The sequence below is a fragment of the Sorangium sp. So ce448 genome (assembly GCF_051520915.1).
In the GTDB taxonomy this organism is placed as follows: Bacteria; Myxococcota_A; Polyangia; order Polyangiales; family Polyangiaceae; genus Sorangium; species Sorangium cellulosum_B.
Window position 1 is genome coordinate 4,962,379 of the sequence record NZ_CP150343.1, and the last position, 18,168, is coordinate 4,980,546.

Below are 18,168 nucleotides of genomic sequence, written 5' to 3' on the forward strand. Positions count from 1 at the left end.
GCCGGGCGCGTCGCTCCGGGGCGACCGGGCGCCGCCGCTCCGGCGCGGCCAGGCGCATGGATCGGATTCGAGGCGCAGGGTGGATCGTGAGCTGGCCTCGGCGCATCGTGGGGCCGGGAGGTGGCGGATGACGCGAGATGCCCTGGAGCGCGCCGCGGTGACGGCCTTTCTGGTCGCCCGCCACGGCGATGCGGTCTGCGACTCGGCCGTCGAGATACGCCCGCTCCCCGGCGGGCTCTGCTCGGAGGTCGCGCTCGTCACCGCGCGGCTGCGCGGCGGCGCGCGGGCTCGCCGGGTCACGCTCGTGGCCAAGCTCGTGCACGGCACCGCCGCGCGCGAGGCGGCCGTCTACCGGCGGCTCTCGAGGTCCGTCGGGCGGCGCTTCTCGCCCGAGCTGCTCGGCGCGGAGCGGCTCGGGCGCGGGCGCTGGCTGCTCTACCTCGAGCGGATCGAGCCGGCGCACCCCTGGCCCTGGGCCGACAGCGGGCACACGGCCCGTGTGCTCGATCGGCTGGCGCGCCTCCACGCGGAGGCGGCGCAGGGCGCCGCGCTGCCGTCCTGGGACTACGAGGCCGAGAACCTGGCCATGGCGCGCGATACCCTCTCGCTGGCCGAGCGCCTGCCCCGCGGCGAGCTCCCGGCGCTCGCCCGGACGCTGCCCGCCCTGCGGCGGGTCGTCTCGGCGCTGCCCGCGATGCGCCGCCAGCTCCTCGCGTTCCAGCCGCTCGGCCGCGCGGTGATCCACGGCGACGTGCACCCGGGCAACGTCATGGTCCGGCGGCGCGACGGCGTCGTGGAGCCGGTGCTGCTCGACTGGGCGCGCGCGCGGATCGGCTCGCCGCTCGAGGACGTGAGCTCGTGGCTCCAGGCCCTCGGGTACTGGGAGCCGGAGGCGCGGCGCCGCCACGATACGTTGCTCGCCGGCTACCTCTCGGCGCGCGGGCTCGCCCCCGCGCTGACCCGGCCGCTGCGCGACGTCTACTGGTTCGCGGCGGCGTCCAACGCGCTCGCGGGCGCGCTCGGGCACCACCTCGCGATGGCCTGCGGCGCGAGCGCGCCCGGCGCGCCCGAGGCCGCGGCACGGAACGCGGCGGACTGGCTGCGCGTCATCCGCCGGGCCGACGCGTGCTGGAGCTGAGGTGCTCGCGGTCGTCGAAGCGCAGGAGGACGCCGCGCTCGCCCTGCCACGAGAGCGACGTGAGGCTCGCGTTGCCCGGTCGGAACGGCTCCCAGCGCGCGGGCGCGACGCCGTGCAGCGCCCCGAGGATCTGGCCGATGACGCCCGCGTGCGTGACCACGAGCACGCGCTGCCCCGGGTGCGCCGCGGCGATCGCCGCGATCGTCGCGAGGCAGCGCGTGCGGAGCTCGCGGTAGCTCTCCCCGCCTGGCCAGCGGAAATCGTCGTCGGCCTGCCGCAGGTGCGCCTCCCAGAGCGGGGCGTGGCGCGCCTTGACCTCCTCGATCGGGAGGCCGTCCACGTCGCCGCAGCCGATCTCGCGCAGCCCGTCGTGGGGGCGGACCGGGCCCCACGCGCCGGCCGCGATCCGCGCCGTCTCGAGCGCGCGGCTCAGCGGGCTGGAGTACAAGGCGTCGAACGCCGGGCCTCCGGCGAGGCGGCGGCGCAGCGCCTCGGCCTCCTCACGCCCTCGCGCGTCGAGCGGCGTGTCGGTCCACCCGCTCATCGGTGTCGCGGGGCCGGCGCGGTTGCCGGCGGTGTGGCCGTGGCGCACGAGGACCAGGAGAGAGGGGTGCATGGGTCGGACCGGAGCAGGGGGGCTCGGCCCGGAAGCTAGCGTGAGCCGCGGCCAGATCGAGCGCCGCGCGCGACGGGCTCACCCTAGCGCCGTGGTCGCCCGGCGGTGCGAGCGAGCCGGGCCGGCGCGGGCGCGCGCTTCGCCGCGCTGTTCATCACTGGCGGCGGCGCCTAGACTGGCGTGACGGTCGATGGCCACCTGCCCCGCGTGTCGCTCGGTCTATCCGGAGGATGTGGCGACCTGTCCGGAGCACGGGGACGCGCTGCTGCCGGACGAGGCCTTCTTCGAGGAGGACGCGCGGCTTTCGCCGGGCACGATGCTCGGCGAGTACCGCGTCGAGCGGCTGCTCGGCGCGGGGACGTTCGGCGACGTCTACGCGGGAGAGCACCCCCTCATCGGCAAGCGGGTCGCGATCAAGGTGCTGAACCGGCGGTTCGCGTCCGATCCGACCGTCGTCTCGCGCTTCGTCGGCGAGGCGCGCGCGGTGAACCGCATCCGGCACCGCAACATCATCGACATCTTCTCCTTCGGCGTCGTCGACGGGCGGCACTACTTCGTCATGGAGCTGCTCGACGGGCTCACGCTCGGCGCGCTCATCCGGCGCGAGGGGCGCCTCTCCCCGGGCCGCGCCGTCCCCGTCCTCGAGGGCATCGCCGACGCGCTCGACGCCGCGCACGCGGCGGGGATCACGCACCGCGATCTGAAGCCCGAGAACATCTTCGTGGCGATCGAGAAGGGCGGCCGCCACTTCCCCAAGCTGCTCGATTTCGGCGTGGCGAAGCTCGCCGACGAGGCGCTCGCCCACAAGACGGCCACGGGGGTCGCCGTCGGGACCCCCGCGTACATGTCGCCCGAGCAGGTCCGCGGCAAGGGCGTCGACCATCGCTCGGACATCTACGCCCTCGGCGTGATCGCCCACGAGGTGCTCACGGGAACGCTCGTCTTCCAGGGCGAGTCGATGATGGACGTGATGATGATGCACCTCCTCCACCCGCCGCCGCGGGCGTCGGAGGTCTGCGCGGATCTCCCGCCCGAGCTCGACGCTCCGGTGACGGCGATGCTGGAGAAGCGCGCCGAGGATCGCCCCCCGTCCGCCGGTGCGGCGGTCCAGGCGTTCGTCGAGCAGGTGCGCAAGCTCGGCCTCGAGGGGCTCGACAGCGCGGGTGCCGCGCGGCCCAGGAGCAGCGCGCGCGTGGTGTCCGTCGGCTCGCAGGACGTCAGCTCCGAGGCGGCGACCGACGTGGTGGACGCGCTCGATCCGGAGGAGGGCGGCGGCGCGGACGGGGGCGGCGCGTCCCGGAGCGGCGCCTCCGGGAACGGCGGCTCCTCCGGCACGCTGCGCAGCCCTGGCGAGAGCGGGGCGGCCGCGGCGGGGCGCACGCAGCCCATGCCGCCGGGCTCGGTGGCGCCCGCCGAGATCGGCCGGACGGTGGCGTTCGCCCCGCTCAGCGAGCCCGCGCGTGCGCCGAGAGCCCAGGCCCGCCGCGCAGGGGTGCTCGCGGTGCTGCTCCTCGGCGGCGCGGTGGCCGGGGCGATCGCGTGGCTCCGCCCTGGCGGCGACGCTGCCTCGACCCGCGATGCCGCCCCGACAGCGGCCACGGGCGCGCCGCCCGGCGCCGCAGGCGTCGCAGGCGTCGCAGGCGCGCCGTCCAGCACCCAGGGCCCCCTCGGCGCGCCGCTGGCCGGCGCGGGCGCCACGGGCGGGCCGTCCGGCGCCGCGGATCCTTCCGGCGCGCCGCCCGTCGCGGGCGCCGCGCCCCTCGGTGCCCAGGCGGCTCCGGGAGCCGCCGCGGGGGGACCGGCGAAGGCCGCGCCTGTCGCCGGGGCGGCCGGCGCGGCGTCGACCACGGCGCCGTCGGGCGTCCGGGCGACCCGACCGCGCAAGCACCACACCGATCTGGAGAAGCCGGCGTTCGAAAGCCTCCGCGGAGCACCCTGACCATGAAGGCATCTCACGGAGCGTCGATCGTCCTGGCGATCGCGGCGGCGGGCTGCGCGAACCTCTCGCTGCTCGAGGAGGACGTCTGCGGCAACCGCGTCGTCGAGGCGCCGGACGAGGCCTGCGACGGGCAGGAAGGCTGCGGCGCGCCCGGGAGCGCGCACCAGTGCCGCTACCTCTGCGGGGGCGCCGAAGCGTTCGTGTGCCCCGGCGGCTACGGGTGCGGCGCGGACGGCGTCTGCCGGCGCCCCACGGGTGTGTTCGAGGAGCTCTCGGCGCGCACGATGGTCACGGCGATGGAGCTCTCGGCCGGCGACATCAACGCCGACGGCTGTGACGAGCTCGTGCACACGACGCTCGAGAGCACGACGATCACGGCGCTCCCCAGCCAGGCGCCTGGGCTGTGCGCGCAGGCGGAGCAGGCGCTCCCGATCGCCCGGGCGCCGTCGAGCGAGGAGACGTCGCCCGCTCCGATCCTGCGCGACCTCACGAGCGACGGCCAGCTGGAGCTCATCGTCGCCGGCCGCGGGGACGTGGTCTCCGCGCCGGGGGGCGCCGCGAACGGCCTCTTCGTGTTCTCCGCCTCGGAGAGCGGGGCCATGGCGCCCACGCTCTACGCGACGACGCGCCTCGACAGCGAGGCCGCGCGCCTCCTGTCTGCGCGGCTGCGCGGCCGCGACGCCGCGCTGATCTTCCTCGGAGCAGCCGCCGCGACGGGGGGCCCGAGCGGCGGCGGTACGGGCGGCGAGCCGCCGGCGAGCGGCGGCCCCGGCCGTATCGCGGTGATGTCGGACCCGGCCGCGACGCCGCAGACGCTCGACGGCGACGTCGTGGCCCCCGTCGACATCGCGGCCGCTGTCGCCGCCGATCTGGACGGAGACGCCGCCGCGGACCCGGGGGCCTGCGACGAGGCGATCGTGGCGAAGCGGGGCGACGATCGGATCCGCATCTACGCCGTCTGCGGCCCCGCGGGATCGAGCGCGCTCGCGGCGCTGCCCGAGGTGCTGCTCGGCGGCGGCGCGAGGATCCGCGACGTCAACGCGTCGCTCGCCGTCCACGATCAGAACCGAGATGGCTTCCTCGACATCGTCGTGAACGCCGTCCGCGCCGGCAGCGGCGAGCTCCACGTCGCGTACGGCCTCGGCGACGGACGCTTCCACTCGACGCCCAGCCTCCCGTCCGGCGGCTCGCCCGACCAGCGCACGGGCGCGCTCTCGCTCGATGACGCGGAGCTCGAGGCCGCGCTCGCCGATCCGGACCGGATCTTCGTCGCCGGCGATTTCGAGAAAGACCGCCCCGGGCCAGAGCTCGTGCCGCTCGGCTGCCGCCCCGGCGCGCCGTTCCAGTCTCCCGTCTGCGGCTCGATCGGCGGAGGGTGCGAGGCGATCGCCGCCGACGTGAACGCCGACGGCCACCTCGATATCGTCGCCACCGAGACGCAGCTGCCCGACATCACGGTGTACACCGGCGCCTCGGACGGCACGTTCTACACGCAGCGCGTCGGGACGCAGTGCCCGCCCCACTACCTCGCCGTCGGCGACTTCGACGGCGATCGGGTGAACGACATCGCCTACTTAGACCAGCAGGCGCGGCCGTCGTCGCCGCAGCCCTCGACCCGGCTCGACATCGCCTACGGCAACGCCTTCGCCGCGCCCTCCGCGCCGGCCGGGCACGGCCGCCTCGATCTCGCCGGCGGCCTCGTTGCGGGCCGCGTGCTCCCGGAGGCCACGGGCGCGCAGCTCTTCGCCCTGCGCGGTCTCCCGCGGCCGCCCGACGCGGCGGTGGGCTCCGGCTCCGGGCTGGCGCTCATCGAGGGGGGCCGCGATCGCCTCATCCGCGCGCCGTTCTACTTCGCCGCGCCTCCCGGAGCGCCGGGTGGCATGCCGCCTGGTCCTGGCGCGCCGAGCTCCATCCTGCCCGTGCGGCTCCTCGGCGTCGCGGGCGGCATGTTCGCGGTCGGGCCCGACGGCGAACCCCAGCAGCGCCTTGCCGCGATCACGGAGCTCGCCGTCGAGGGCGGGCCCGGTCCCGTGCCCGAAGGCACGCAGATCTGGCTGATCGCCGTCTCACCGGAGGGGGACAACCTGCGCGCCGAGGCGTCCGGCCGGCCCGGCGAGGGGGCGCCGCCGTGCGAGGCGTGTGTGCTCGCGCCGATCGACACCGACGGCGACCGCCGCGACGAGCTCGTGTGGCTGAACGACGGCGAGCTCGCGCTGTACGCGGCCGACGGCGAGAAGCTTGTCGAGGCGGCCCGGCAGGAGACGGCGCACGTGTTCAAGGCCGTCGTGGAGGACGTGAACCCGCCGAAGTACGCGCCGCGCCCGCTCGTCGCGGATCTGGACGGCGACGGGCAACAGGATCTCCTCGCCCGCGCGGAGACCGGCGAGATCGTCGCGCTCTGGGGCCGCGCCGGCGGGGGCTTCGACGAGACGGCGCTCGTCGCGCCGGAGCCTTGCGAGGGCGACAAGGCCTGCGCGGGCCTCGCCGTGGCGCTGCTCAACGCCGACGCCGACGTCGCGCTCGAGGTCGCCGTGGCCGGGCCCGGGCGGCTCGAGCTCTACGATCTCGACGCCGGCGCGCGGGCGCTGCGCCGCATCGACACCGCGTTCCCCGGGCCTCCGCCGGAGGCCGGCAGCGATTTCGTCGCGCTGGTCGCGGGCGACGTCGACGGGGATGGCGTCGACGATCTCGCGGTGGCGATGAGCTCCGCGTTCCTGAAGGTGTTCCGCGGCAAGCCGGTGCTGCAATGAGGGCGGCAGCGCGTTTCCTCGGCCCGTTGCTCGCCTGGGCCTCGCTGGGCCTCGCGGCGGCGCCCGCCGCGGCCCAGGCGGACGCGCGCCCGACGCCCGAGCAGGTGGCGCAGGCGGAGAGCTACTTCAACGCCGGCGCGCAGGCCTACGAGGCGGGCCAGTACCAGGTCGCCGCGGAGGCGTTCCTGGAGGCGCACGAGCGCGTGCCGAGCCCGTCGCTCCTGTTCTCGGCGGCGCAGGCGTTCCGGCGGCAGTACCTCACGGAGCCGTCGCCGGACGCGCTGCGCCGCGCGATCGCCCTCTACCGCGAGTACCTGCGCCAGGATCCGAAGGCGGCGCGCCGCGAGGAGGCGGTGGCGGCCCTCGGGTCGCTCGTGCCGCTGGAGGCGCGGCTCCCCGGCGAGGGCGCGACGGCGCCGGGCGGCGAGGGCGTGACGGCGCCGGGCGGCGGCGCCGCGGCGGCCGCGAGGCCGGCGGCGGGCGGGACGCGGCTCCTGCTGTCGTCGCCGGCCGAGGGGGCGCGGGTGTCGGTGGATGGCCAGCCGTTCGTCGCGGCGCCGCTCGTGGCGCCGGTCGCTCCTGGCCCGCACCGCGTGCGCGTGCAGGCGGCGGGGCACGACGACGAGGAGCTCACGGTCGTCGCGGTCGCCGGTGAGCTGATGCCGCGGCACGTCGTGCTGCGCGTGAAGCCGGCGCAGCTGCGGGTGACCGGCACGGGCGGCGCGCGCATCGCCGTGGACGGGCAGGTGAGGGGGACGGTGCCGACGGCGGGCGCGATCGCGATCGAGCCGGGGGTTCATGTGGTCGAGGTCTCGCTGCCTGGATACGAGCTCTTCCGGCGAGGGCTCCGCGTGACGCGCGAGCAGGCCGTGGGGCTCGACGCCGATCTCCGCATGACGTCCCGCCGCGTCGCCGCGTGGACGGTGCTCGGCGTCGGCGCCGCGGGCGCCGTCGCGACCGGCGTGCTCGGGGGCCTCGCCCTCGCGAGCCAGAGCGAGGCGGTCGAGCTGCGGGACAGGAAGGACGCGGACTCTCTCACGCCGTCCGAGCGGGATCGCTACAACGCCGCGGTCGACGCGCGCGGCAGTCTCGGCGCGGCGGCGGCCGTCGCCGGCGGGGTCTCGTTCCTGGCCGCCGCCGTCGGGTTCGGGCTCTTCGCGTTCGACGAGCCGAGGGGCCTTGGCGCCGCCCCGCCCGCCGCGCCGCCGCCGAGGGATCCCGGCGTGGACGCGGAGTTCACGGTGGGAGTTCTGTCGGCTGGTGTCCGAGGGCGTTTCTAGTCGAGTCGGAGCCCAACGGCGCGCATGTGGGCCTCGCGATGACCTATCGACTCTGACCCTCCGTTTTCCATCACGGAACGCGCGCGCTCCGGAGACAGTCACCGGCATGAAGCGCTCCTCGTTGATCGTGCAGGCTGCCCTCGTCCTCCTCGCGTGCGCCTGCGGTGACGGAGGCGATGTCGGAGGGCAGGGCGGCCAGGGGGGCCAGGCGAGCGGAGGTCCGTCCACCGGCGCGACGGGCGCAGGCGCAGGCTCGTCCGCCAGCACGACGGGCGCCGGCGCAGGCCCGTCCGCCAGCACGACGGGCGCCGGCGGAGGTCTCGGCCCCCACGTCCCCGAGCCGAGCACGCCCACGCGCGGCGGCACGATGACGTTCACGAACATCGGCGCGCCCGGCTGGTGGCCCCGCCGCATCGACCGCGAGCCGGGCGACCCGGCGTGCGACTACAAGGACGGCGACGACACCTGGGGCGGGCACTGCTGCATGACGGAGCATCCCACGACGAGCGACAGGCTCGCCCCGTTCGATGAAGAGATGACCCTCATCATGAAGGCCATCCGCGTGAAGCAGCTCGCCGTCTACCAGCCCGGCAGCGACCCTGCCGCCTGGCAGATGGTCTCATCGTGGGACGCGAAAAACGGCGCAGGCTCCAATCTGCTCGTCACGGAAGGGCAGGCCACCTCCGCCGATTTCACGGGCGACCTCACGAAGAAGGACTGCGTCACGTACTTCACGCAGGACAAGCCCTTCGCGTGCGGTGACGGCAAGGATTATTACTGCCCCGACGATCCGGGCGTCATGCACCTCGGCTGGGCGGGCTCGAAGCTCGTGGTCTTCCTGGCGTCGATGACGTTCGACGACGCGGGCGTCGAGAAATGCGACGGCGGCGGGCAGGGCCACCCCGGCCCGTGGGTCGCGTTCGTCGCGTCCGAGCTCATTCGCGACGGCGGCCGCAAGTGGAACGGGCTCTGCAACTGCTACTCGAAGACGGGCACCGTCGGCGACGGCTGCGGCGAGATCAACGTGTTCGAGGTCGTGATGGACAACAACGAGTACAGCAACCGCGAGTTCATGAGCACCGGTGTCCGCTCGTACCAGGAGGGGCACATCGGCGGCAGCGTCTGCGGGATCGGCTGCGATCGCGACGGGTTCGCCGAGGATGTCGAGGTGGTCGATGCGTGCGCGCAAAAGGCCTACGACAAGGGGCCCGTCATCGAGGCCGGCGGGCCCTCGGACGGCTGCCCGACATGGCGCCGGCCCAGCGGCGATCGTTACTTCATGATCCTGCTCGATGAGGCGCAGCGCACGATCCAGGTCGCGGTCATCCACCCCGAGAGGATCCCCTCCGCCGCGGCCGAGATGCTCCCCGATCTGCCGGGCGGGCTCTCGCGCGGCTCGATCGACGCCATGATCTCGATGCGCCTGCCGGAGTGAGCCCCATGAAACCGAGGAACACAATGCACAATCTCCGTCAGCTTCCGGTGCGGTGGGTCTTCATCGCCGCTATCGCGTCCTTCGCCGCGGCGCCGGCGTGCTCGAGCAGCGACGACGAGGCACAGGCGTCGTCGGGGTCGAGCGGCGCCGGCGCAGGTAGCGCGAGCAGCGGCGGCACAGCAAGCGCGAGCGGCGCCGGCGCGGGTAGCTCCAGCAGCAGCAGCGCAGCAAGCTCGAGCGGCAGCGGCGCAGCAAGCTCGAGCGGCAGCGGCGCAACAAGCTCGAGCGGCAGCGGCGGCCCTGCGCCGGCGGGCTGCAAGCGCGGCCTCGCGTATGGCTATCACTCGAAGGCGGACATGGATGTCCTCTCCCCGGCGGTGTCCTGGTGGTACAACTGGACTCATGTGCCGGACGAGGGGGTCCGGCCCGATTATTACAGGACGCTCGGCGTCGAGTACGTGCCGATGGTGTGGGGCGGGGGCAACCTCGACAGCGCCGCCGCCGGCCGCATCGCCTCCGAGATCCCCGAGGGCGCGAGGTTCCTGCTGGGGTTCAACGAGCCGAACTTCGGGGCGCAGGCCGACCTTTCCGCGGCCGAAGCCGCGGCGCTCTGGCCGCACGTCGAGGCGGTGGCCGACGCGCGCGGCCTCGCGCTCGTGTCGCCGGCCGTGAACTTCTGCGGCGGCGATTGCCAGGAGACCGATCCCTTCAAGTACCTGGACGACTTCTTCGCCGCGTGCAGCGGATGCCGGGTCGATTACATCGGCATCCACATCTACACCGGCTGCAAGGGAGAAGGCGACAACCAGGCCCAGTGGCTCATCAACCACGTCGAGACGTACAAGTCACGGTTCGACAAGCCCCTCTGGCTCACGGAGTTCGCCTGCGACAGCGCGGGCTCCCTCGCCGAGCAGAAGGAGTTCCTTGTCGACGCGCTGGCGTACCTCGAGAACGAGCCACGGATCGCGAAGTACGCGTGGTTCTCGGGCCGCGCCGACAACGTCCGGCACGCGAGCCTGCTCGGCGACGACGGCGAGCTCAACGAGCTCGGTCAAGCCTACGTCAGCGCGCCGCAGCACGCGTGCGGAGCCTCGACGGAGTGAGAATGACGCGGCGGGCAGGCCGGTCGCCTGCGCGCTCTCCCGCCGTGGCCACCACGCCGCAGCTCCCTGGACCCACCGCCGCTCGCCCCTCGAGCGGCGTCGGCGCGGCAGGCCCGCGCCGCAACGCGTCGGTGCGGCTGCCGTCAGCGACGCGAGCGTGAGGCTCGAAGGCGCGGTCACGCCGCGCCACCAGCTCCGGTCCCCGCCTGGCGCGGGCCTCGCGCTCGCCGCGCCAGTTTGTGATTGACGCCGACTATGTGAGCGTTCACATTCGGCACTCCGAATATTCTTTTGCCTTCCCCTGGATGGGCCGCCAGGCGCACCGGGTCCTGCGCCCTGCGCGTCCACCTCGACGGTCGCGCCATGGCTCCGGACGAGGCGCATGCCGGGGGAAAGGAGGAGCAGCAGTTGGGCTCGGCTGGGATGACATCAGGGCGCGCTCCAGGCGCGGAACATCTGGCGACCACTGTCTGCCAATCTCGCCGTTCGCCGTCGTCGGTCTCACGTGAGCGCTTCGCGCAGGCGCAACGCAACCAGAGGGGCATTGTGCACCACGAAAAGAAAGCCGTCAGTCGCATCCATGTCTTCTGTTTGCTCTCGAGCGTCGCGATGCTGGCGTGCGGCGATGAGGGCGGCGACGCGGCACAAGCTGCGGGCGCGGGCAGCTCGAGCGTGTCAGCCGCCAGCGGGGCGTCGAGCGGAGCCACCGCCGGGTCGAGCAGCGCTTCCGGTGGCACGAGCAGCGGCGAAGCAGCCGGCAGCGGCGGAGCGACCGCCGGCGCCGGTGGAGCGGACTCGGGTGGAACGGGCGGCGCAGGCGGTGCGGGCGGCGCCGGGACAGGCGGGGCCGGCGGGGACGGAGGTGGAGGTGACGCGGTGAAGTCCGCAGGCTGCGGCAAGATGCGCACGCTCCAGAACGGCGCTGGCACCGTGCAGAGCGGCGGAAAGAGCCGCAAATACGCCCTGCGCGCCCCCGACGATTACGATAGCGGCCACCCGTACCGGCTCATTCTCTCCTTCCACGGGGCCACGGGCAACAGCGGCCAGGTTGCGCCCTCCTATTTCGGGCTCTGGTCGCTCTCCGAAGGGAGCACCATCTTCATCGCGCCCGACGCTGTCGGCGGGATCTGGTCAGCCGACGATGTGACCTTCGTCGACGACATCCTCAAGCAGGTCACGGGCGATCTCTGCATCGACACCTCGCGCATCGAGCTCGAAGGCTTCAGCCAGGGGGGGGCGATGGCGTGGACGCTGGCCTGCGCGCGTCCGGACGTTTACCGCGCCGCGGTCGTGCACTCCGGCGGCGGTCTCCCCCGGCCGGCGAGCTGTAAGCCGGTCGCCTTCATGTCTTCGCTCGGTCAGCAGGAGAGCGGCGGAGCCGGACAGACCTCCAACAGCGATTTCTTCGCCAAGCAGAATGGCTGCATGGTGGAGTCCCTGGCCAAGGCGCCCAGAGGTGGCCACGCCTGCTCGGACTACAAGGGCTGCTCGGCGGGGCACCCCACCCGCTGGTGTGACTACGACGGCGGTCATACCCCGTCGCCGAACGACGCCGGGAAGCAGATGTCGTGGATGCCCGAGGAAGTGTGGGCGTTCCTGAGTCAGTTCTAGAACACCCATCGTGTTGAAACCCTGAGAATTTTCACAGGGAGGCGAGGAGGCGGGGAGGAAGAAGAAAAGAACCCCTCCTTGACCCGCCATCTCTCGCTCCCCGCCTCCTCGGCTCCCTGTGAAATTCCTGTTTCTTCTGGGGGTTTCAACCCGTCTGTCGCTCTAGAGTGCGCGAAACAAAGCGGCGCTGGCTTGCGTGCCAGGTTGCCGTTGACATGGAGTCTCTGTTCGATGGACCAATTCAAACGTCACGTCCTCGGGTTCGCGTCGCTCTCGCTGGCGCTGCTCGCTGCGCTGCCTGCGCGCGGGGCATCGCTGCAGAAAGTCAACCAGAGCGAATGGGGGGCGGACGGCCTGCCCAGCTACGTCAACATGTACATTTACGTGCCTGACAAGCTGGCGACCAAGCCTCCCATCGTCGTCGCCCCCCATCATTGCCAGGGAAATGGCCAGGGGACGTTCGGCGAGATGTCGAGCCTGGTGTCCATCGCGAACACCAGCGGCTTCATCATGATCTTCCCGGAGGCCACCGGGCAGAACTGCTGGGATGCGGGATCGACGCGATCGCTCAAACACGGCGGCGGCGGCGACACGGGGGCCATCGTCCAGATGGTGAAATACACGCTCGCGAAGTACAGCGGCGATGCGGGCCGCGTGTACTCGGTCGGCGGATCGTCGGGCGGCATCATGACCGAGGCGCTGCTCGGTGTGTACCCCGACGTGTTCATGGCCGGCGTGTCGCTCATGGGCGTTCCGTGTGGCTGCTGGGCCGAGGGCTACAACGACGTCACCGGGACGGGGAGCTCGGCCCAGTGGAGCGGACCCTGCGGGGGCGGCAACGTCACGAAGACCGGGCAGCAGTGGGGAGACCTCGTTCGTTCGTACTATCCCGGCTACACAGGCCATCGCCCGCGCCTGCAGCACTGGCATGGCACCGCCGACACGATCCTCAGCTACAAGAACATGGCTGAAGACGTCAAGGAGTGGACGAACCTCCTGGGGTTGAGCGAAACCCCGAGCGGGACCGACACGCCGAAGCGCGGAACCACGCGCCAGTCCTGGAAGAGCGCTTGCGGCTACACCGTCTATGAGGCCTTCTCGATGGACGGCGTCGGGCACTCCGTGCCGTTCGACGGACCCGCCGTCGCTGCCTATTTCGGCCTCACCACCGCCGGTGGTCAGGATCCAGAGACGGCGGCTTGTCCCGGCGCTGTCCCCGGCGGCAGCGACACGGAAGGAGCAGGCGGCGCGGCCGGAACCGGAGGCGCGGGGGGCGAGCCCGGAGCCGGAGGCGCGGGCGGCGAGCCCGGAACCGGAGGCGCGGGGGGCGAGCCCGGGACCGGAGGCGCGGGCGGGGTCACGGTGAGTGGCTCAGGCGGCAGCGCAGGCAGCGGCGGCGCGATGGACCCCGCGTCCGGGGGGGCGGACGGACAGGCCGCCAGCTCGGGGACCGGCGACTCGACAGAAGGAGAAAGCTCCAGCTCCGGCTGCAGCTGCGCCGTGGGCAACGACGCGAGAGACTCCGGCGCCCAGGCGGGTCTCCTCCTCGCGGCGCTGGGATTGCTGCTCGGTCGCTCGAAGCGCCGCCCGCGCTGAGCGCGCGGGAAGACCAGGGTCTCACTTGCCGTAGGCCACCCGCCACACGGTGTTGCTCTGGTCGTCGGTCACCAGCAGCGCGCCGTCCCTGGCCACCGCGACGCCGACCGGACGACCCCACACGTCGCCGGTGCTCGTGACGAAGCCGGTCATGAAGTCTTCGTAATACCCCGCCGCCTTGCCGTCCTTGACCGGGATGCGGATCACCTTGTATCCGGTGCGCCGCGAGCGGTTCCACGAGCCGTGCTCCGCCGCGAAGATGTGGCCCTGGTAGTCGGCCGGGAACTGCTGGCCCGTGTAGAAACAGAGGTCGAGGGAGGCCGAGTGCGACTGGATCAGCACGTCGGGCACGATGACCTTGTCCCGGAGCTCGGGGTGCTTGCCCTCGTGCCGCGGATCCTGATGCCCGCCGAGGTAGTACCAGGGCCAGCCGTAGAAGCCGCCCTCTTGCACGCGCGTCACGTAGTCGGGGACCAGGTTGTCGCCCAGCTCGTCGCGCTCGTTCACGCTCGTCCAGAGCGCGCCCGTCGCCGGCTCGATCGCCAGGCCGACCGGGTTGCGGATGCCTGACGCATGGAGCACCTCGTTCTTGCCATCGGGCGTGAAGGCCAGGATGCTCGCGCGGCGGATCTCGGCCTCGTCGTCATCGACGTTGGAGCGGGAGCCCACGGACACGAACATTCGCTGGTTGTCCTTGCTGAAGACGATATCGCGGGTCCAGTGGCCGCCGCCGCCGACGGCCTCCCTGCCCGAGGGGATGTTGGTGACCAGCGCCTCGGCCGGGCCGCTGGCCGTTGTGTCGCCCGCCTTGTAAGGGAACCGCACAACGCTGTCGGTGTTCGCGATGTAGACGTGCGTCGGCGCGTCGGTGCCGGCCGGATAGAAGGCGATGCCGAAGGGGCGGTTGAGGTCCCCGGCGTAGACGCTGCGGAGGTCGGCCTTGCCGTCGCCGTCCGTGTCCCGGAGCACCTGCACCCGGTCCGCCGCGCTCTCGGCCACGAACACGTCGCCGTTCGGCGCCACCTGCACGACGCGCGGCTTCTCCAGCCCCGTGGCGAGCTCGGCGACGGTGAATCCCGACGGGACTTTGGGGAACGCACCGGCTGGACGTTCTGCCTTGTTCGGGCTGTTGGTCACCGACTCCCCCTCGTTGGGCGCGGGGAGGTCGGCGACGGTGATCTTGCGCTTCACGCCGGGCGCGTCCGTCGTCCAGTCGCCCAGCGCGTCGGCGCCGGTGAGGATCCTGTCGGTGGGCGCCGGCTGCGGCGTGACCTCGGCGCGCTTGGGCGAGCAGGAGGCCAGCGCGCCGGCGCCGGCACCGACCAGGAGCACCTGAGCCGCCCTTCGCCGGGCCCGCGGGCCGCCTGAGATTCGGTTGTGCATGGACTCGGGTTGCCATTCGGCTGCTCCTCTGTCCACCGCGCCACCGCTCCTCTGGACCGATGAGCCCGCCGATCTCCTCTGCTCTCGCCACGAGCAGACGGGGGAGGGCCCCTCGCTCCGACCCTGGCTGCCGCCCCGGTGGGCGGCTACCTACCAGTCCGCCTCGATCACCCCGCCGGTGTACTGCGTGCTGTTCGGCGTGTACTGGTGAACCTCGAACTTGTTGCCGTCGGGGTCCGCCAGCCAGATCTGGTACGTGTTGTCGCAGCCGAGCTTCTTCTCGGTGAACGGGATGTCGCGGCTCTTCAGCGTCGTCATCACGGCGTCCATGTCGTCGGTCTCCAGGCAGAAGTGGGCGATCCCGGTATTGACCACCTCGCCGAGGTTCCGGTCCTCGAACATCTCCACATAGTTGCCGTCGGCGATCTCGAGGTACGCGCCGAACGGCGCGCCTTCGCGGGTGAAGCTGAACTTGGTGGCGAACCCCAGCTTGCCGTAGAAGTCGACCGAGCGCTGCAGATCCCTCACGTTGAGACAGACGTGCGCGATGCGTTTGAACATGGGGAGAGCCTCCGCGACGGCGCCGGGGTAGGGGAGCGGCGCGCGCGGCCAAGGATACCCCACCCGGAGGCCCCGGCGCGACGGTAGGCCCAGGCCGCGGGTGCGCCTTCGTGCAAAACGTGCGCCTTGCCGCCTCCGGCGCATGCCCGCGCGCCACGAAAACGAGGGGTGCACCCGTCAGGCACGCCGGCTGCTTAAGAGCCGGGCGTCACGACCGGAGCCCTCGAGGTCGCGCCGCGGAGGCGCGGGCGCGCCGGGGCTCACGCGAACAACGAGGTCGCTATGCATAACCTACGACGACTCTGGCTGGCGCTCGCCGCCGTCATCACCGCTGGCTTCCTGATACTCGGCTTCATGGGTCGGGAGGTGTACCGCAAGGCCCCGCCGATCCCGGAGCGGGTCGAGACGCCGTCCGGCCGGGTGCTGCTCACGAAGGACGATATCCTGGACGGGCAGCTCGTCTATCAGAGCATCGGCGGGCAGCAGGTCGGCAGCGTCTGGGGGCACGGCGCTTACCAGGCGCCGGACTGGTCGGCCGACTGGCTCCATCGCGAGGCCGAGGCGCAGCTCGCGCTCTGGAGCCAGCGAGAGCACGGCGCGGCGTTCGCGGCGCTCCCGGACGAGGCGCAGGCCGCGCTCAAGGCGCGGCTCCAGCGGACGATGCGCCAGAACGGCTACGACGCCGCGACCGGCGCGCTCACGGTCTCCGAGGATCGCGCGCTGGCGATCGAGCAGACAGCGGCGCACTACCGCGCGCTCTTCGGCGACGAGCCGAGCCTCACCGGCCTGCGCGAGAGCTACGCGCTGCACACGAGCGCGGTCCCCGACGCCGGGCGGCGCGACAAGCTGACGGCTTTCTTCTTCTGGACCTCGTGGGCCACGGCCGCGGAGCGCCCTGGCACCGGCGCCAGCTACACGAACAACTGGCCTCATGAGCCGCTCGTCGGAAACGTCCCCACGGCCGCCAACGTGATCTGGTCGATCGTCAGCGTCGTGCTGCTGCTCGCCGGGATCGGCGCGCTCGTCTGGTACCACGCGTTCCGCCGCGCCGAGGAGCCGGTCGTCGCCGCGCCGGCGCGCGACCCGCTCTCGGGCTGGGTGCTCACCCCGTCGATGCGGGCGGTCGGGAAGTACTGCCTCGTCGTGGTCGCGCTGCTCGTCCTTCAGGTCGCGCTCGGCGCCCTGACCGCGCACTACACGGTGGAAGGACACGAGGTCTTCGGCCTGCCTGTCGCGGACTACCTGCCGTACGCGGTGACGCGCACCTGGCACGTCCAGCTCGGCGTCTTCTGGATCGCGACCGCGTTCCTCGCGACGGGGCTGTTCCTCGCGCCGGCGGTGGGCGGGCGAGAGCCGAGGGGGCAGCGGCTCGGCGTGAACGTCCTCTTCGGGGCGCTCGTCCTCGTGGTCTTCGGCTCGCTCGCCGGAGAGTGGCTGTCGATCAAGCAGCGCTTCGCGCTCGAGCACTCGTTCTGGTTCGGGCACCAGGGGTACGAGTACGTCGACCTCGGCCGCGCCTTCCAGATAGCGCTCTTCGGCGGGCTCGCGCTCTGGCTCTTCCTGATGCTGCGCGCGCTCTGGCCCGCGCTCGCGCGGCGCGACATGAGCCGGCACATCGTGCTGCTGTTCACCGGCGCCACGGTCGCCATCGGGATGTTCTACGGCGTAGGGCTGTTCTACGGCGCCAAGACGCACCTGTCGGTCATGGAGTACTGGCGCTGGTGGGTCGTCCACCTCTGGGTCGAGGGGTTCATGGAGGTGTTTGCCACCGCGGCGATCGCGTTCCTGTTCACCCGGCTCGGCCTCGTGCGTCCGGACAGCGCGGCGCGGGCGGCGATCCTGTCGACCTGCATCTTCCTCATCTCGGGCATCCCTGGCACGTTCCACCACCTCTACTTCAGCGGCACGCCGGTCTCGGTGATGGCGGTCGGCGCGAGCTTCAGCGCCCTCGAGGTCGTGCCGCTCGTCCTCGTGGGGATGGAGGCGCACGAGACCTGGCAGATGCAGCACCGGAGCGCGTGGATGCAGGCCTATCGCTGGCCCATCCAGTTCTTCGTCGCCGTCGCGTTCTGGAACTTCGTGGGCGCCGGGGTGTTCGGCTTCCTCATCAACCCGCCGATCGCCCTCTATTACATGCAGGGCCTCAACACGACCCCGGTGCACGCGCACGCCGCCCTCTTCGGCGTCTACGGGCTCCTGTCCCTCGGCCTCGTGCTGGTGATGCTCCGCCGCCTGCGCCCCGACGCGGTGTGGAACGAGGCGCGGCTCCGGGTGGCGTTCTGGGGGATGAACGGCGGCCTCGGCCTCATGATCCTCCTGAGCCTCCTGCCGATCGGGCTGGCGCAGGCGTGGGCCAGCGTCGAGCGCGGGCTGTGGTATGCGCGGAGCGCGGAGTTCATGCAGCAGCCGGTCCTCGAGGCGCTGCGCTGGATGCGGCTCGTCGGAGACACCCTGTTCATCGTCGGCGTCCTGGCCTTCGTGGGGTTCGTCGCGGGGCTCTTCACCCGCCGGCCGGCGGGCGCTGCTTCGGCGAAGCCCGCGCCCGAAGGTGAGGCGGCAGGGATGGCCGCGCCGGCTGCGAGCGGCGCGCCGGCGGTCTGAGCACCCGCGCGCCAGCGCCCTGCCGGGCGCTGGCGCGCCTCCTCGCCGCAGCGCCGAGCGGCGCCCCGAAATGTGCGCGTGGCGTCGAGCACAGCCTTGATCCTCCACGCTATGCTCGGGTCCTGGAGCGCCACGGCGCTCGCCCCCGGGAACCC

Annotated in this window: 13 protein-coding genes and 1 pseudogene; 10 read left to right on the plus strand and 4 right to left on the minus strand. The window is 72.7% G+C overall.

Annotated elements, in window-relative coordinates; all coding sequences use genetic code 11:
• Positions 1 to 127 precede the first annotated feature (127 nt).
• Positions 128 to 1,138, plus strand: a complete 1,011-nt coding sequence (locus WMF45_RS18635) for a phosphotransferase family protein (RefSeq protein WP_437718223.1) — start codon at positions 128 to 130, stop codon at positions 1,136 to 1,138.
• Here the strand turns inward: WMF45_RS18635 and WMF45_RS18640 are convergent.
• Positions 1,107 to 1,754, minus strand: coding sequence for a histidine phosphatase family protein (locus tag WMF45_RS18640; RefSeq protein ID WP_437718224.1), 648 nt, complete (start codon positions 1,752 to 1,754; stop codon positions 1,107 to 1,109). The two genes, WMF45_RS18635 and WMF45_RS18640, sit on opposite strands and share 32 nt — an antisense overlap.
• A gap of 232 nt (positions 1,755 to 1,986) precedes the next feature.
• Here WMF45_RS18640 and WMF45_RS18645 point away from each other — a divergent pair, with 232 nt between their 5' ends.
• The 4 genes from WMF45_RS18645 to WMF45_RS18660 all read left to right on the plus strand — a co-directional run bounded on the left by WMF45_RS18645 (position 1,987) and on the right by WMF45_RS18660 (position 9,158).
• A complete protein-coding gene (locus WMF45_RS18645; protein ID WP_437718225.1) occupies positions 1,987 to 3,693 on the plus strand; it encodes a serine/threonine-protein kinase in 1,707 nt (568 codons plus the stop codon).
• 2 nt (positions 3,694 to 3,695) lie between these two features.
• On the plus strand, positions 3,696 to 6,443 hold the full coding sequence (locus WMF45_RS18650; protein ID WP_437718226.1) for an FG-GAP repeat domain-containing protein: 2,748 nt from the start codon (positions 3,696 to 3,698) through the stop codon (positions 6,441 to 6,443).
• Complete coding sequence (locus tag WMF45_RS18655; RefSeq protein ID WP_437718227.1) at positions 6,440 to 7,723, plus strand: PEGA domain-containing protein; 1,284 nt, start codon at positions 6,440 to 6,442, stop codon at positions 7,721 to 7,723. The genes WMF45_RS18650 and WMF45_RS18655 overlap by 4 nt, the downstream gene beginning before the upstream one ends.
• 106 nt (positions 7,724 to 7,829) lie before the next feature.
• Positions 7,830 to 9,158: a DUF2403 domain-containing lipoprotein gene (locus WMF45_RS18660; RefSeq protein ID WP_437718228.1), complete on the plus strand. Its 1,329-nt coding sequence runs from the start codon at positions 7,830 to 7,832 to the stop codon at positions 9,156 to 9,158.
• A 37-nt stretch (positions 9,159 to 9,195) separates the two neighbouring features.
• On the opposite strand, the gene WMF45_RS18665 is transcribed toward WMF45_RS18660, so the two are convergent.
• Positions 9,196 to 9,477, minus strand: a complete 282-nt coding sequence (locus tag WMF45_RS18665) for a hypothetical protein (RefSeq protein ID WP_437719699.1) — start codon at positions 9,475 to 9,477, stop codon at positions 9,196 to 9,198.
• A gap of 16 nt (positions 9,478 to 9,493) precedes the next feature.
• Here WMF45_RS18665 and WMF45_RS18670 point away from each other — a divergent pair.
• From WMF45_RS18670 to WMF45_RS18685, 4 genes and pseudogenes are all read left to right on the plus strand, one after another.
• Positions 9,494 to 10,261: pseudogene (locus WMF45_RS18670) on the plus strand (glycoside hydrolase family protein); the annotation flags it as partial.
• Positions 10,262 to 10,991: 730 nt separating this feature from the next.
• The gene (locus tag WMF45_RS18675) at positions 10,992 to 11,141 is read left to right on the plus strand and encodes a hypothetical protein (RefSeq protein WP_437718229.1); all 150 of its coding nucleotides are present in this window, start codon (positions 10,992 to 10,994) and stop codon (positions 11,139 to 11,141) included.
• Positions 11,138 to 11,872, plus strand: coding sequence for an alpha/beta hydrolase family esterase (locus tag WMF45_RS18680; protein ID WP_437718230.1), 735 nt, complete (start codon positions 11,138 to 11,140; stop codon positions 11,870 to 11,872). Before WMF45_RS18675 ends, WMF45_RS18680 begins: the two co-directional genes overlap by 4 nt.
• 231 nt (positions 11,873 to 12,103) lie before the next feature.
• Entirely contained in the window at positions 12,104 to 13,468 is a 1,365-nt protein-coding gene (locus WMF45_RS18685; protein WP_437718231.1) for an extracellular catalytic domain type 1 short-chain-length polyhydroxyalkanoate depolymerase, read from the plus strand.
• A 21-nt stretch (positions 13,469 to 13,489) separates the two neighbouring features.
• Here WMF45_RS18685 and WMF45_RS18690 read toward each other — a convergent pair whose 3' ends face one another.
• Positions 13,490 to 14,851 carry a PQQ-dependent sugar dehydrogenase gene (locus WMF45_RS18690; RefSeq protein ID WP_437718232.1) on the minus strand — a complete coding sequence of 454 codons (1,362 nt, stop codon included), beginning with the start codon at positions 14,849 to 14,851 and terminating at the stop codon, positions 13,490 to 13,492.
• A 150-nt stretch (positions 14,852 to 15,001) separates the two neighbouring features.
• A complete protein-coding gene (locus WMF45_RS18695; RefSeq protein WP_437718233.1) occupies positions 15,002 to 15,412 on the minus strand; it encodes a VOC family protein in 411 nt (136 codons plus the stop codon).
• Positions 15,413 to 15,694: 282 nt separating this feature from the next.
• On the opposite strand from WMF45_RS18695, the gene WMF45_RS18700 reads away from it, so the two are divergent.
• Positions 15,695 to 18,013 (plus strand): nitric-oxide reductase large subunit, encoded by a 2,319-nt coding sequence (locus WMF45_RS18700; protein ID WP_437718234.1) that lies wholly within the window; start codon positions 15,695 to 15,697, stop codon positions 18,011 to 18,013.
• The last annotated feature ends 155 nt before the right edge of the window (positions 18,014 to 18,168 follow it).

Coding starts and splice junctions, on each gene's coding strand:
- WMF45_RS18700 (WP_437718234.1), top strand. CDS start 15,695: ATGCATAACCTACGACGACTCTGGCTGGCGCTCGCCGCCGTCATCACC.
- WMF45_RS18695 (WP_437718233.1), bottom strand. CDS start 15,412: ATGTTCAAACGCATCGCGCACGTCTGTCTCAACGTGAGGGATCTGCAG.
- WMF45_RS18660 (WP_437718228.1), top strand. CDS start 7,830: ATGAAGCGCTCCTCGTTGATCGTGCAGGCTGCCCTCGTCCTCCTCGCG.
- WMF45_RS18635 (WP_437718223.1), top strand. CDS start 128: ATGACGCGAGATGCCCTGGAGCGCGCCGCGGTGACGGCCTTTCTGGTC.
- WMF45_RS18640 (WP_437718224.1), bottom strand. CDS start 1,754: ATGCACCCCTCTCTCCTGGTCCTCGTGCGCCACGGCCACACCGCCGGC.
- WMF45_RS18690 (WP_437718232.1), bottom strand. CDS start 14,851: ATGCACAACCGAATCTCAGGCGGCCCGCGGGCCCGGCGAAGGGCGGCT.
- WMF45_RS18650 (WP_437718226.1), top strand. CDS start 3,696: ATGAAGGCATCTCACGGAGCGTCGATCGTCCTGGCGATCGCGGCGGCG.
- WMF45_RS18655 (WP_437718227.1), top strand. CDS start 6,440: ATGAGGGCGGCAGCGCGTTTCCTCGGCCCGTTGCTCGCCTGGGCCTCG.
- WMF45_RS18685 (WP_437718231.1), top strand. CDS start 12,104: ATGGACCAATTCAAACGTCACGTCCTCGGGTTCGCGTCGCTCTCGCTG.